This is a genomic window from Isoptericola nanjingensis (genome assembly GCF_050311635.1).
Lineage (GTDB): Bacteria > Actinomycetota > Actinomycetes > Actinomycetales > Cellulomonadaceae > Isoptericola > Isoptericola nanjingensis.
Genome location: NZ_JBNOZL010000005.1, coordinates 1 through 14,032, shown reverse-complemented (window position 1 = coordinate 14,032; position 14,032 = coordinate 1). Strand labels below are relative to the sequence as shown.

12 protein-coding genes and 1 tRNA gene are annotated in these 14,032 nt (G+C 73.4%); 6 read left to right on the top strand and 7 right to left on the bottom strand.

Translation table 11 applies throughout. The annotated features are described in order from the left end of the window. Positions 1 to 114: 114 nt before the first annotated feature. The 4 genes from groL to ACQP6G_RS10700 all read right to left on the bottom strand — a co-directional run bounded on the left by groL (position 115) and on the right by ACQP6G_RS10700 (position 3,525). Positions 115 to 1,740, bottom strand: a complete 1,626-nt coding sequence (gene groL / locus ACQP6G_RS10715; protein ID WP_429764308.1) for a chaperonin GroEL — start codon at positions 1,738 to 1,740, stop codon at positions 115 to 117. Between the two features lie 328 nt (positions 1,741 to 2,068). Beyond that, positions 2,069 to 2,272: a cold-shock protein gene (locus ACQP6G_RS10710; protein WP_429764307.1), complete on the bottom strand. Its 204-nt coding sequence runs from the start codon at positions 2,270 to 2,272 to the stop codon at positions 2,069 to 2,071. 134 nt (positions 2,273 to 2,406) lie between these two features. Beyond that, positions 2,407 to 3,078 (bottom strand): LytR C-terminal domain-containing protein, encoded by a 672-nt coding sequence (locus tag ACQP6G_RS10705; RefSeq protein WP_429764306.1) that lies wholly within the window; start codon positions 3,076 to 3,078, stop codon positions 2,407 to 2,409. Between the two features lie 93 nt (positions 3,079 to 3,171). Beyond that, a complete protein-coding gene (locus ACQP6G_RS10700) occupies positions 3,172 to 3,525 on the bottom strand; it encodes a DUF3263 domain-containing protein (RefSeq protein WP_429764305.1) in 354 nt (117 codons plus the stop codon). Positions 3,526 to 3,733: 208 nt separating this feature from the next. Here ACQP6G_RS10700 and ACQP6G_RS10695 point away from each other — a divergent pair, with 208 nt between their 5' ends. Next, a complete protein-coding gene (locus ACQP6G_RS10695) occupies positions 3,734 to 4,384 on the top strand; it encodes a uracil-DNA glycosylase (RefSeq protein ID WP_429764643.1) in 651 nt (216 codons plus the stop codon). A gap of 70 nt (positions 4,385 to 4,454) precedes the next feature. Then, positions 4,455 to 5,354, top strand: coding sequence for an SGNH/GDSL hydrolase family protein (locus ACQP6G_RS10690; protein ID WP_429764304.1), 900 nt, complete (start codon positions 4,455 to 4,457; stop codon positions 5,352 to 5,354). Positions 5,355 to 5,479: 125 nt separating this feature from the next. On the opposite strand, the gene ACQP6G_RS10685 is transcribed toward ACQP6G_RS10690, so the two are convergent. From ACQP6G_RS10685 to ACQP6G_RS10675, 3 genes are all read right to left on the bottom strand, one after another. Further along, positions 5,480 to 5,555: transfer RNA gene (locus ACQP6G_RS10685), tRNA-Thr, on the bottom strand. Positions 5,556 to 5,604: 49 nt separating this feature from the next. After that, a complete protein-coding gene (locus ACQP6G_RS10680; protein WP_429764303.1) occupies positions 5,605 to 6,444 on the bottom strand; it encodes a DsbA family protein in 840 nt (279 codons plus the stop codon). Positions 6,445 to 6,570: 126 nt separating this feature from the next. Beyond that, a complete protein-coding gene (locus tag ACQP6G_RS10675; RefSeq protein ID WP_429764302.1) occupies positions 6,571 to 8,583 on the bottom strand; it encodes a serine/threonine-protein kinase in 2,013 nt (670 codons plus the stop codon). A gap of 265 nt (positions 8,584 to 8,848) precedes the next feature. Between ACQP6G_RS10675 and ACQP6G_RS10670 the strand changes: the two genes are divergently transcribed. The 4 genes from ACQP6G_RS10670 to ACQP6G_RS10655 all read left to right on the top strand — a co-directional run bounded on the left by ACQP6G_RS10670 (position 8,849) and on the right by ACQP6G_RS10655 (position 13,954). Next, positions 8,849 to 10,315 carry an alpha,alpha-trehalose-phosphate synthase (UDP-forming) gene (locus tag ACQP6G_RS10670; RefSeq protein WP_429764301.1) on the top strand — a complete coding sequence of 489 codons (1,467 nt, stop codon included), beginning with the start codon at positions 8,849 to 8,851 and terminating at the stop codon, positions 10,313 to 10,315. Next, complete coding sequence (otsB, locus tag ACQP6G_RS10665; RefSeq protein ID WP_429764300.1) at positions 10,312 to 11,169, top strand: trehalose-phosphatase; 858 nt, start codon at positions 10,312 to 10,314, stop codon at positions 11,167 to 11,169. The genes ACQP6G_RS10670 and otsB overlap by 4 nt, the downstream gene beginning before the upstream one ends. Before the next feature lie 225 nt (positions 11,170 to 11,394). Continuing rightward, entirely contained in the window at positions 11,395 to 12,519 is a 1,125-nt protein-coding gene (locus ACQP6G_RS10660) for an ABC transporter ATP-binding protein (RefSeq protein ID WP_429764299.1), read from the top strand. A gap of 124 nt (positions 12,520 to 12,643) precedes the next feature. Continuing rightward, positions 12,644 to 13,954 carry a DUF4032 domain-containing protein gene (locus tag ACQP6G_RS10655; protein WP_429764298.1) on the top strand — a complete coding sequence of 437 codons (1,311 nt, stop codon included), beginning with the start codon at positions 12,644 to 12,646 and terminating at the stop codon, positions 13,952 to 13,954. Positions 13,955 to 14,032: the final 78 nt, after the last annotated feature.

The following is a 14,032-nucleotide window of genomic DNA, read 5'->3' as shown; positions in this document are numbered from 1 at the left end:
CCCGGATCCTCCGGGCACCCACGACGCCGTGTCAACCGCCGGACGCACGACGGGCCCCCACCCCGCAGGGTGAGGGCCCGTCGTCGAACCGTCAGGCTCTGGCCGGACTCCGGATCAGAAGTCCATGCCGCCCATGCCACCGTCGCCGGCGGGCGCGGCCGAGGCCGGCTCCGGCTTGTCGGCCACGACGGCCTCGGTGGTGAGGAACAGCGCGGCGATCGACGCGGCGTTCTGCAGCGCGGAGCGCGTGACCTTGACCGGGTCGTTGACGCCCGCGGCCAGCAGGTCCTCGTACACGCCGGTCGCGGCGTTGAGGCCCTCGCCGGCGGGGAGGTTCTTGACCTTCTCCGCCACGACGCCGCCCTCGAGGCCGGCGTTGATCGCGATCTGCTTCAGCGGGGCCGAGACGGACGCGGCGACGATCTGCGCGCCGATCGCCTCGTCACCCTCGAGCTCCAGCTTCGGGAACGCGGCGGCGCCCGCCTGGATGAGAGCCACGCCACCACCGGCGACGATGCCCTCCTCGACCGCGGCCTTGGCGTTGCGGACGGCGTCCTCGATGCGGTGCTTGCGCTCCTTGAGCTCCACCTCGGTGGCCGCACCGGCCTTGATGACGGCGACGCCGCCGGCCAGCTTGGCGAGGCGCTCCTGCAGCTTCTCGCGGTCGTAGTCGGAGTCCGACTTCTCGATCTCGGAGCGGATCTGGGCGACGCGGCCCGAGATGAGCTCGGCGTCGCCCGAGCCCTCGACGATCGTGGTCTCGTCCTTGGTCACGACGACCTTGCGCGCCTGGCCCAGCAGGTCGAGGGTCGCGTTCTCCAGCTTGAGGCCCACCGTCTCGGTGATGACCTGGCCGCCGGTGAGGATCGCGATGTCCTGCAGCATGGCCTTGCGGCGGTCGCCGAAGCCCGGGGCCTTGACGGCGACGGACTTGAAGGTGCCGCGGATCTTGTTCAGCACGAGGGTGGCCAGGGCCTCGCCCTCGACGTCCTCGGCGATGATCAGCAGCGAGCGGCCGGACTTCATGACCTGGTCGAGCACCGGCAGCATGTCCTTGACGTTCGAGATCTTCGACTCGACGATCAGGACGTACGGGTCCTCGAGGACGGCCTCCTGGCGCTCCGGGTCCGTCTCGAAGTAGCGGGCGAGGAAGCCCTTGTCGAAGCGCATGCCCTCGGTGAGCTCGAGCTCGAGGCCGAAGGTGTTCGACTCCTCGACGGTGATGACGCCTTCCTTGCCCACCTTGTCGAGGGCCTCGGCGATGAGCTCGCCGATCGCGGGGTCACCGGCGGAGATCGCGGCGGTGGCGGCGATCTGCTCCTTGGTCTCGATGTCGACGGCGGCGTTGAGCAGCTGCTCGGTGACGGCCTCGACGGCCTTCTCGATGCCGCGCTTGACGGCGATCGGGTTGGCGCCGGCGGCGACGACCCGCAGGCCCTCCTTGACGAGCGCCTGGGCGAGCACGGTGGCGGTGGTGGTGCCGTCACCCGCGACGTCGTCCGTCTTCTTGGCGACCTCCTTGACGAGCTCCGCGCCGATCTTCTCGTACGGGTCGTCGAGGTCGATCTCCTTGGCGATGGAGACACCGTCGTTGGTGATCGTGGGGGCGCCCCACTTCTTGTCCAGGACGACGTTGCGGCCCTTGGGGCCGAGCGTGACCTTCACGGTGTCGGCGAGCTGGTTGAGCCCGCGCTCCATGCTCCGACGAGCTTCCTCGTCGAACGCGATGATCTTGGCCATGGGGACTGATCCTCCGCTGGTGGCTGAGATGGCCGGCCGGCGCCCGCGACGGACGACCCACCCCGCGGCGTTCAGGTCACGCGCACGCGGAGGGTCTCACCGAACGACCCGAATGCTTCACCCGCGGCCCAGGAGAACGCCGCCCCGGGAGGCGGCTGTCACTCACAGGCCGAGAGTGCTAAGCCATTATTGGCACTCTCGGGTGGCGAGTGCAAGACGTTCGCCGAGGGCGTGCACCACCCGGGGACGACGAAGGCCGGCACCCCGGACGCGTCCCTGCGTCCTGGGTGCCGGCCTGTCACGGTCGACGGCGTGGCCGACGGCGCGGTCAGAGCGGGCGGACCTGCTCGGCCTGCGGCCCCTTCTGCCCCTGGCCGACCTCGAACTCGACGCCCTGGCCCTCGTCCAGGGTGCGGTACCCGTCGGTCTGGATGGCGCTGTAGTGGACGAACAGGTCCTGCCCGCCTGCGGCCGGGGTGATGAACCCGAACCCCTTCTCCGCGTTGAACCACTTGACGGTGCCCTGGGCCATGTACCTCTCCTTGTGCTACTCGGCCGCAGGGCAGGCACCCCACGGTGAGGGGGAGCCTAGTAGCGGCGATCGCGGCAAGGGAAGCACCGATGTCCGGAATGTCGGCATCCGAGATTCCGGACGTGCGACGACGGTCAGCCCACGGGCGACGTGAGGACCACCCAGACGGCCTGCTCGCTGGCCGTGACGTCGTCGGACTCCTGCACGTTCGCCGGGTCGACGCCGAGCGCCTCGGCGACGGCGCTGGCCGTGTCCGCGCGGTCCGCGCCGTACAGGACGGTCGTCTCCTCGTAGACGCCCTTCAGCGTGTCCGGCGCGTCCGTGGCCGCGACGTCGACGAACCCGCCGTCGCTCGAGAGGACGCCCTGACCGGCCGCGGCCTGGCCCTGGCCCGCACCGTCGTTGTAGACGACGACGGACGCCTCGAGGTTCGCGGCCGCCGGGTCGCCGGGCAGCTCGGTCGCCGTGTCGGAGGCGTCGTCGCCGGGCTCCTCGTCGGCCGGGTCCTCGCTCGCCTCGCCGTCGGCCGGCGGCTCCTCACCCTCGGCGTCGGCGGAGGCGGAGGCCTCCGGCTCGGCGCCGGCGCCCGCGGTCTGCTCGGCGGCAGGGGGCGTCGCGGGGTCGCCGTCGTCCGACAGGAAGGAGACGATGCCGACCGCGAGCCCACCGCACACGACGACGATCAGCAGGAACGGCCACACCGAGCTCCACCCGCTGCGCGGCTCACGATGCACACCGACCGGCGTGCCCTCGGGCCCGCGGACGTCGAACTCGTCGGGCGGGTAGGGGTAATGGCTCTTGCTCACGGCGGACAGGGTAGCCGTTCCGGGCGTCCGCCCGTCCAGGCCGCTCTCAGCGAGCACCTGGCCTGCCGGTCCGCCCGGGTCGCGGGCGCGTCGTCAGCCCTGACCGTCGGAGAGGCGCCGCGCGGAGCGAGCCCGCTGGCGCGTGGACCGCATCCGGCGCAGCCGCTTGACGAGCATGGGGTCGTGGGCGAGCGCCGCCGGCGAGTCGATGAGGGCGTTCAGCACCTGGTAGTAGCGCGTCGCCGACAGGCCGAACAGCTCGCGCACCGCCTGCTCCTTCGCCCCGGCGTACTTCCACCACTGCCGCTCGAAGGCGAGGATCTCGCGGTCGCGGTCGGAGAGGTCGCCGTCCGACGACGTCGCGGCCGATGCCGCGGACGACTCGGTCGCCGTCGTGCCCGACGCCTCCGGGTCCGGCTGGACCTCCTGGACCAGGATCTCGCTCATGGCGTCCCAGTATGGCGCGTCCGCGCGCCGGTCCCGACGACGTCGCCCCGCGCGCCGCGATCCCGCGACCTGTCGGGCCAGGACCATCGCAACGTGCCCTTGGCCCTGACGACTCGCGGGCGGGGTGCGCTAGCGTCGCGGCGTGGACACCCCGACGACGACCGGCCCCGGCACGACGACGCAGGAGCGGCCGCCGCTCGACCAGGTCATGGCGCCCGACTGGGCCGCCGCGCTGGCCGACGTCGAGCCGCAGATCCACGCGATGGGCGACTTCCTGCGCGCCGAGGTCGCCGCGGGCCGCACGTACCTGCCCGACGGTGCGCACATCTTCGCCGCGTTCTCGCGCCCCCTCGCCGACGTGCGCGTGCTCGTCGTCGGGCAGGACCCGTACCCCACGCCCGGACACCCCATGGGGCTGTCGTTCTCCGTCCAGCCGCAGGTGCGGCCCGTGCCCAAGTCGCTCGTCAACATCTACTCCGAGCTCGCCGAGGACGTCGGTGTGCCGACGCCGTCGAACGGCGACCTGCGCCCCTGGGCCGACCAGGGCGTCATGCTGCTCAACCGCGTGCTCACCGTGCGGCCCGGCACCCCGGCGTCGCACCGCGGCAAGGGGTGGGAGCAGGTCACCGAGGCCGCGATCAAGGCGCTCGTGGCCCGCGGAGGGCCGCTCGTCGCGATCCTGTGGGGCCGCGACGCCGCGTCGCTCAAGCCGTGGCTGGGCGACGTCCCGACCGTCGAGAGCGCGCACCCCAGCCCGCTCTCCGCGTACCGCGGCTTCTTCGGGTCCCGCCCGTTCTCCCGCGTCAACGCGCTGCTCGAGGAGCAGGGCGGGACGCCGGTGGACTGGCGCCTCGCCTGACGGCGCAGGACGGCGCGGCACGCCGTCCGGCGTCGTCGCCCCGAGCGCCCACCGCCGCGCGAGGAGCACAATGGCGGACGTGACCACGCAGGACTCCACCCCGACCCCTGACGGCACGACCCCTCGCGCCGCCCCCTCCTCCGTCCCCCCGTGGACGCGCTACGTCGCGATCGGCGACTCGTTCAGCGAGGGCCTGTGGGACCCGTACCCGTACGACGACGGCACGCCGGCCCCGGCGGGCACGGAGTCGGCGGCGAAGCAGCGCGGTTGGGCCGACCGGCTCGCCGGCGCACTGTCGACCCGCCGCACCGCTGCCGGCGCGCCCGGGATGGAGTACGCGAACCTCGCCATCCGCGGTCGGCTGCTGCGCCACATCCTGGACGAGCAGGTCGACGTCGCGCTGGAGATGCAGCCCGACCTGGTGTCGTTCGTCGGCGGCGGCAACGACATCCTGCGCCCGCAGGCCGACATCGACGTGCTCTCGGCCCGCCTGGAGCAGGGCGTGGCGACGATCCGCGCGACGGGCGCCGACGTCCTCCTCGGCACGGGCTTCAAGGCGGGCGCCGGGCTGAGCTGGACCCGCGGCCGCGTGGGCCAGTACAACGCGAACATCTGGACCATCGCGCGCAAGCACGGCGCGCACGTGCTGGACCTGTGGGGACTCGACCCCCTGTTCGACCTGCGCATGTGGGCCGACGACCGCATCCACCTCACCCCCGAGGGGCACCGCCGCGTCGCCGACGCCGCGCTCGTCGGCCTCGGCCAGGCGCCGGACGACCCCGACTACGCCGTCGCGCTCGACCCCCTGCCGCCGCAGGCGTTCGTCGAGCGGGCCCGCGCCAACGCGCAGTGGGCGCGCACGCACGTCGTCCCCTGGGTGCAGCGCCGGATCAAGCACACCTCCAGCGGCGACGGCCGCGCGCCGAAGTGGGGCGAGCCGACGACCTGGCCCCCGCCCTCCGCGAGATAGAGAACCCCGAGCGCGAGATAGAGAACCCCGAGCGCGAGATAGAGAACCCTGGACGGGGCCGCAACCGGTTGCGGCCCCGTCCAGGGTTCTCTATCTCGCGCTCGGGGTTCTCTATCTCGCGGGAGTGGAGCCGCCTGTCGGATTCGAACCGACGACCTTCCGTTTACAAGACGGGAGCTCTACCAGCTGAGCTAAGGCGGCGGGAGCGCGGCACAGCCTACCGGGGCGGGTAGGCCGTGCCGCGCGGCGGTCAGCTGCCGGCGGCCGCGGTGACGGCCTGGCCCAGGGCGCCCTGGGTGCCCCAGTCGCCGAAGACCTCGCCGTCGACGAGGACGGTCGGCGTGCCGAACGAGCCCGACTGCGGGTTCTGCAGCGCCTCGTCGGAGGTCGCCTCCTGCGTCGCCGAGTGGACGTACTGGCCGAACGTCTGGCGGGCGGTGCCGTCCTCGATGGCGGTCGCGACGTCGGCGGGCGCCCCCGCCTCCTCGGCGTACGACGCGAGCTGCTCGTCCGACAGCCCCTCGGTGTTCTCGGCCGGCTGGTTGGTGAACAGCGCCGCGTGGAACGCCGGGAACGCCTCGGGGGCCTTGTCGGCGACGTAGGCCGCGGCCGAGGCCGCGCGCGTCGAGTAGTCGGTGCCGGCGGACAGCCGGTCGAGGATCGACACGGGGTGGTAGACGACGGTCGCGTCGCCGGCCGCGACCATCTCGTCGATGTCGCCGGCGTTGGTCTGCTCGAACTGGCCGCACACGGGGCACATGTAGTCGAGGTAGACGTCGATGACGGGCGCGTCGGCGTTCTCGGTGCCCGCGGCGTTGTCGGCGCCGACGGGGATGCCGCCGTTCTCCTGCGCCGTCGAGGGCATCGTCACCTCGGCCAGGGGGACGTCGTCGACGTTGTTCTTCGCGCCCTGCTGCAGGATCATCCAGACCACGACGCCGAGCGCGACGAGCGCGACGGCGAGCACGGACAGGGTGATGATCCGGTTGCGCCGGTCGCGCTGCTGCTCCTTCTCGCGCAGGGCGAGCGCCTCGGCGCGCGCCGCGTCACGACGCTGCGCCTTCGTCATGTTCGGGTTCTTCGTCGACATCGTGTCCTCGAGGATCTCGGGAGGGCGGGGCGGCGCGGCAGCGCCGGACGGGGCGAAGCCTACCCGCGGCACCTGGACGTTCGCCGGGAATGTCCTGCCGGGCCGACCGACGGCGAGCGCGAGGAGTCAGAGGAGATCGGGGGGCCCGCTGATGGGCCACCACTCGATCGTCGGGTCGGAGAGCACGGGTGCGACGAGGATCACCGTCAGCACCAGGCAGACGGTCACGACGACGGCGGCGCCGACGCGGCCCGGGGCGATCTTCCCGAGGATGATGCGGCCGCCCTCGCGCGCGGTGCCGCCCGCCGGCCCGAACCACGTGGCCAGGAGCGCGACGACCATCACCCCCGCCAGGACGCCGTTGAACACGATGCCCTCGTTCATCCCGCCCTGGGAGCGCGCCTCCAGGTCGTCGCGGGGCAGCACGATGAGGTGGCCCGCGCCGAACAGCCACCAACCGGCCAGCAGCGTCAGCAGCCCGGCGCACGCGCCGACCAGCACGGCGGGGATCGACCCGAGCACGCCGAGGAGAGCGTGCCAGGGGAACAGCAGCGTGCCGACGAAGCCGTCGGAGCGGCGGACGCCCTTGTGCTCGCGCCGCGAGTGCAGCCGGTCGCCCGACGTCGCGACGGCGCGGCACACGAGGACGAGCGCGACGAGCGCGCCGAACCCGATGAGCGGACGGGTGGCCGCGAGGGCGACCAGCGGCAGCGCGACGGCGACGGCGGTCCCGGTGCGCCGTCGGTGCACGGGACGCACGTACGGGCCGGGGGGCTCGGGCGGCAGCTCCTCGACCAGCTGGTCGTAGCCCTTGTAGCGGACGTCGCCGACCGGGATGGCACGCGTGGCGCCGTCCTGCGCCTGCAGCCGGTCGCGCTCCAGGGCGGTCATGGTCTGCGTGGGGTCGTCGGCGTCGGCCGGCGTGGCGGGGGCGGACGTGGTGGGACGGTCCGGCGCGACGGGCGGCGGGGGCGGCGGCGTGCCCGGCCCACCGCCAGGGGCGACGGGGACGGCACCGGTCGGGGGGTACGACGCCGGGGCCGCGGCGGCCGCGACGACCTGCGTCGGCAGCCCCACCCGCTGGGTCGCGGCCGCCTGCGACTCGGTGGACTGCGCGATGCGCTGCGTGGCGTCCGGCGAGGCCCAGGGGTCGGGCGCGCCGCCCAGGGCGTCGTCGAGGTCCCGACGCAGGGCGCGCGCCACCTCGGTGGGGCCCCAGCGGAGCGCCGGGTCGGCCTGGAGCGCCCCCGCGAGCGCCCGCGCCGTGCGGGGCGGTACGCCGTGCAGGTCCGGCCTCCCCTCCCGGGAGCGGCGCAGCACCAGCTCGGTGGGACGGACGCCGAACGGCGAGCGGCCGGTGGCGGCGAACGACAGCAGGGCGGCCCAGCTCCACCAGTCGGTCTCCGCGACGGGCGCGCCGCCGTCGAGCAGCTCGGGCGCGATGTAGCCGGGGGTGCCCATGACGAACCCCGCGGACGTGGTCCGGGTGTCGCCCGGCCCCTGCGCGATGCCGAAGTCGATGAGCACCGGGCCCTGCGCGGTGATCATCACGTTCGAGGGCTTGAGGTCGCGGTGCACCACGCCCGCGTCGTGCACGGCCTCGAGGGCGGCGGCGAGCTGGTCGGCGAGGGAGAAGACGTCGGCGGCGTCGAGCGGGCCGCGCTCGTCCACCTCCTCCTCGAGGGTGACGCCGTCCACCAGCTCCGTCACGACGAACGCGTACGGGCCCTCCAGCTCGGCGTCGAGCACCTGCGCGACGGCGGGGTGCCGCAGCCGCTGCAGCGCCGCGGCCTCGCGCCGGAGCCGTTCGCGCCCGGCGGGGTCGGCGTCGACGTGCGCGTGCAGCACCTTGAGCGCCACGCGGCCACCGCCGCCGTCGACCGCCTCGTAGACGGCGCCCATCGCGCCGCTCCCGAGCGCCCGCACGACCGTGTACCCGCCGACCTCCGCGCCCTCGGCGAGGCCGCCGTCCCGGGTCCGGGAGACGCGCGGCGGGTGGTCCGACGACGTGCCGCCGCGCACCGTGCCGTCCTGCCTGCTGCCGTTCTGCCCGCCGCCGCCGTCGTCGCCGCGCGGGGCCGACGGCGGGCCGGGCACGGGGTTGCGCCCCGGGACCTGCATCGCGTCGACCTCACCCATGGGGCACACCGTATCGGGCCGGACCTCCCGGGGCGCGCCGTGCCGCGCGGGTCCGCGAGAGGTCACCGCCGGGTCGTGCGCAGGTCGCGGGCCGGTCGGGGAGCACTCGCGCGTCCCGCTGCGGCCGGGACGAAGCGGGTGACGTCGCGCCGCGCCGGGGCGAGGGCCTGGCCACGTCGGTACCCTGTCCGGGGAGGACGTCGTCCTTTCGCAGCCCTCCGGAGTCCTTGATGGATTCCTGGCAGAACCCGTGGAGAGAGGTCCCTTGACAGGCAAAGGTTCGTCAAGCAGCCATCGTCGGAAGGGCGACGGGTACGACCTGGTCGTCGTCGCCAACCGGCTCCCGGTCGACTTCACCGTCGACGCCGACGGCGAGGTGGACTGGCACCGCTCCCCCGGCGGCCTCGTCACGGCCCTCGAGCCGGTCATGCGGGAGGCGGACGGCGCGTGGGTCGGCTGGTCCGGCGCCCCCGACCTCGAGCACGAGCCCTTCGAGGCCGACGACATGCTGCTGGTGCCCGTCACGCTCAGCAGGGCGGAGATCGAGCGGTACTACGAGGGGTTCTCCAACGACACCCTCTGGCCGCTGTACCACGACGTCATCTCGCCCCCGACCTACCACCGGCAGTGGTGGGACGCCTACCGCCGCGTCAACCGCCGGTTCGCCGAGGCCGCGGCCGCGCAGGCGGCGGAGAACGCGGTCGTGTGGGTGCACGACTACCAGCTCCAGCTGGTGCCGAAGATGCTCCGCGAGCTGCGCCCCGACCTGCGCATCGGGTTCTTCGACCACATCCCGTTCCCCGCGGTGGAGCTGTTCCAGCAGCTGCCGTGGCGCACGCAGATCGTCGAGGGCCTGCTGGGCGCCGACCTCATCGGCTTCCAGCGCGGCGGCGACGCCTCGAACTTCGTGCGCTCGGTCCGGCGGCTCACGAAGCACACCACGCGCGGGCCGATCATCACGGTCGCGGAGGAGGACGGGCGCCCCGCCCGGCACGTGCGCGCCGCCGCGTTCCCCATCTCGATCGACTCCCACCACTTCGACGCGCTCGCCCGCGAGCCCGAGGTGCAGGCCCGCGCGAAGGAGATCCGCGCCGACCTGGGCGACCCGAAGGTGATGATGCTGGGCGTCGACCGCCTGGACTACACCAAGGGCATCCGGCACCGCATCAAGGCGTACGGCGAGCTGCTGCAGGACGGCCGGCTCGACGTCGAGCACTGCACGCTGGTGCAGGTCGCGAGCCCGAGCCGCGAGAACGTCGGGGCCTACCAGGACCTGCGCGAGCACGTCGAGGGGCTCGTGGGCCGTATCAACGGCGAGTTCGGCGAGCTCGGACACTCCGCCATCCACTACCTCCACCACTCCTACCCGCCCGACGAGATGGCCGCCCTGTACCTCGCGGCCGACGTCATGCTCGTCACGTCGTTGCGCGACGGCATGAACCTCGTGGCGAAGGAGTACATCGCGGCGCGCTCGGACGAGCAGGGGGTGCTGGTGCTGAGCGAGTTCACCGGCGCCGCCGACGAGCTGGCCCCCGGCCCGCTGCTGGTCAACCCGCACGACATCGACGGGATGAAGGACACCATCGTCGCGGCGGCGCACATGCCCGCACGCGAGCAGCGGCGGCGGATGCGCCGGCTGCGCCGCAAGGTGATGGCCGACGACGTCGCGAAGTGGTCCGAGACGTTCCTCGGCGTGCTCACCGCCGTGCCGGCCCGGTCGAGCCGCGGGTGAACGGGCCCGCGCCGGGCGGGGACGAGGCGGCCGTGGCCGCGGTGCTCGCGTTCGCCGGCCGGCCCGACCAGGCGACACCGCGGGTCGCGCGGCTCGTCGCGCTCGACTTCGACGGGACGCTCGCGCCCCTCGTCGACGACCCCTCGGCCTCGACGATGACGCCGGCCGCCCGCGCGGCCGTGGACCGGCTCGCCGCGCTCGCGGCGCGGCCGGCGCCGCCCGGGGGCGACGAGCTGCGCCTCGCCCTCGTCTCGGGCCGCAACCTCACGGACCTCGCCGCCCGGTCGGCGGCACCGGCGGGCACGTACCTGGTCGGAAGCCACGGCGCGGAGACCGGACGGGTCTCCGCCCACGGGGTCGACGCCGTGCCGCTGCGCCTCACCGAGGCGCAGGCGGACACCCTGGAGCGGTTGCGCGAGGGGCTGCAGGACGCCGTGGACGGGCGGCGCGGCGCATGGGTGCAGGACAAGCCGAGCGCCGCCGTCCTGCACACCCGGCTCAGCGGGCCGGACGACGCCCGCGCGGCCGCGGCCGACGCCGACGCGGTGGCCGCCCGGCTCGGCCTGCACGCGATGCACGGCAAGGACGTGGTCGAGATCGCCGTCGTCCCCACGTCCAAGGGGGTCGCCGTGGAGCGGCTGCGCGAGGAGCTGGAGGAGGGAGACGACCGGCTCCGCGGGCTCGTGCTCTACGCCGGCGACGACACCACCGACGAGGCGGCGTTCGAGGTGCTCGGGCCGGCCGACCTGGGGGTCAAGGTGGGTGCCGGGCCGACGCTCGCGACCGAGCGCGTGGCGGACGCGGACGCCCTCGCCGCCCTCCTGGAGCGCCTCGCGGACGCGCTCGAGGGCTGACGGACAACCCTTTCCGAGCGGCCGCGAGGCCCTGACCTGGGCTGTGTCAGAACTCACGCCCGGGGCATGTACGATCATCCCGGCGCACCGATCCGAGGCCGTCCGGCCGAGGCCCGGAGCGCACGACAACAGAATGTGTCACCGCCGACACGCCAGCGTGAAAGCAACGGCACCCACCCACAACGGATCGTCCGGCACGTACCTGCCGGTGGAGGGATTGCAACCATGGCTACGGTCACCTTCGACCACGCGACGCGCATCTACCCGGGCACGGAGCGCCCGGCCGTCGACCAGCTCAACCTGCACGTCGAGGACGGCGAGTTCCTCGTCCTGGTCGGCCCCTCGGGCTGCGGCAAGTCCACCTCGCTGCGCATGCTCGCCGGCCTGGAGGACGTCAACGGCGGCAGCATCCTCATCGGCGACCGCGACGTCACGGACGTCCAGCCGAAGGACCGCGACATCGCGATGGTGTTCCAGAACTACGCGCTGTACCCGCACATGTCGGTGGCGGACAACATGGGCTTCGCGCTGAAGATCGCCGGCACCCCCAAGGCCGAGATCCGCCAGCGTGTCGAGGAGGCCGCCAAGATCCTCGACCTCACCGAGTACCTCGACCGCAAGCCGAAGGCGCTCTCCGGTGGTCAGCGCCAGCGCGTCGCCATGGGCCGCGCGATCGTGCGCCAGCCGCAGGTGTTCCTCATGGACGAGCCGCTGTCGAACCTCGACGCCAAGCTCCGCGTCCAGACCCGTACGCAGATCGCGTCGCTGCAGCGCCGCCTCGGCGTCACGACCGTCTACGTGACGCACGACCAGACCGAGGCGCTCACCATGGGCGACCGCATCGCGGTGCTCAAGGGCGGCCTCCTCCAGCAGGTCGGCACGCCGCGCGAGATGTACGACACCCCGGCCAACGTCTTCGTCGCGGGCTTCATCGGCTCGCCGGCGATGAACATCGCCACCTTCAAGGTCGACAACGGCGTGGCCCACGTGGGCGCCGCCCGCGTGCCGCTGGAGCGGTCGACCGTGGAGCAGCTCACCGACGCCGACGGCGGCAAGATCACCATCGGCTTCCGCCCCGAGGCGCTCGAGGTGGTCTCGGACGGCACCGACAACGCGATGCCCGTGGCCGTCAACCTCGTCGAGGAGCTCGGCTCGGACGCCTTCGTCTACGGCACGCTCGTCGGCCCCGCCGCCGAGGAGGCCGAGGTCCGCTCGGGTGCCGGCGACAACCAGGTGATCGTGCGCATCGACCCGCGCAACGTCCCCATGAAGGGCGACACGATCCACGTGACGATCAAGCCGGGCCAGTCGCACCTCTTCTCGGCCGCGACGGGCAACCGCCTCAACTGAGTCAGTGCACCGCCCGAGGGGCGGGTCCGGCGATGCCGGGCCCGCCCCTCGTCGCGTACCCTGACGAGCCGGGCCATCCGCCCTCCGCGCGACATCTGGCCTCCCGCACGACACCTGGAGCGACGTGGAACAGCTGCAGATCACCTCGGCGACGCCGGACTCCGCGCTGCTCGACCTGCCGTGGCGCGCCCCTTTGGCCGAGTGGCCCGCGGACGTGCTCGCCGCCCTCCCCCGCGGTATCTCGCGGCACGTCGTGCGGTTCGTCCGCCTCGACGGGCGCGTGCTCGCGATCAAGGAGATCAGCGAGGCGGTCGCGTTCCGCGAGTACGACCTGCTGCGCCAGCTGCGCAAGCTCGAGATCCCGGCCGTGCGCCCCGTGGGCGTGGTGACGGGCCGCCGGGACGACGACGGCGAGCCGCTGGAGGCCGCGCTCGTCACGGAGCACCTCGCGTTCTCGCTCCCCTACCGGGCCGTCTTCAGCCAGGCGCTGCGCCCCGACACCGCGGCGCGCCTCATCGACGCGCTGGCCGTCCTGCTGGTGCGGGTCCACCTGGTCGGCTTCTACTGGGGCGACGTGTCCCTGTCGAACACCCTGTTCCGGCGCGACGCGCACCAGTTCGCCGCGTACCTGGTCGACGCCGAGACCGGCGACCTGCACCGCGAGCTCACCCCCGGTCAGCGCTCCTACGACGTCGACCTCGCCCGCACCAACATCATCGGCGAGCTGTTCGACCTCGAGGCGGGCGAGCTGCTCGACGAGGAGGTCGACGCCATCGCGATCGGCGACGCCCTCGTCTCCCGGTACACGGAGCTGTGGGAGGCGCTCACGGGCGTCGAGTCGTTCGGGTCCGACGAGCGCTGGCGGGTCGCGGCGCGCATCGACCGGCTCAACGACCTGGGCTTCGACGTCGGCGAGCTGTCGATCACCACGGACATCGACGGCACCACCGTCCGCATCCAGCCCCAGGTGGTCGACGCCGGGCACCACTCACGCCGCCTGTTCCGCCTCACCGGCCTGGACGTCCAGGACAACCAGGCCCGGCGGCTCCTCAACGACCTCGACTCCTACGTGGCGGCCACGGACCGCCAGGATGACGACCCGCAGATGGTGGCGCACGACTGGTCGCAGAACGTCTTCCAGCCGACCATCCGCGCCGTCCCGCGGGAGCTGCGCCGCAAGCTCGAGCCGGCGCAGCTGTTCCACGAGATCCTCGACCACCGCTGGTTCATCTCCGAGCAGGCCGGGCGCGACGTCCCGATGCTCGAGGCCACGGCGTCCTACGTGGAGCACGTGCTGCGCCACCGCCCGGACGAGAAGGCCCTCCTCGGCCTGCCGCCGGGCGAGCCCGACCGCGAGGGCGACGTCGACATCGTCGACATGGGCGCCGGCCCGGACTCCGCCCCGGAGGACGACCACTTCCACCTGTCGACCTGATCCGCGAGATAGAGAACCCCGAGCCGCGAGATAGAGAAGCTCGGACGAGACCGCAACCGGTTGCGGTCTCGTCCGAGC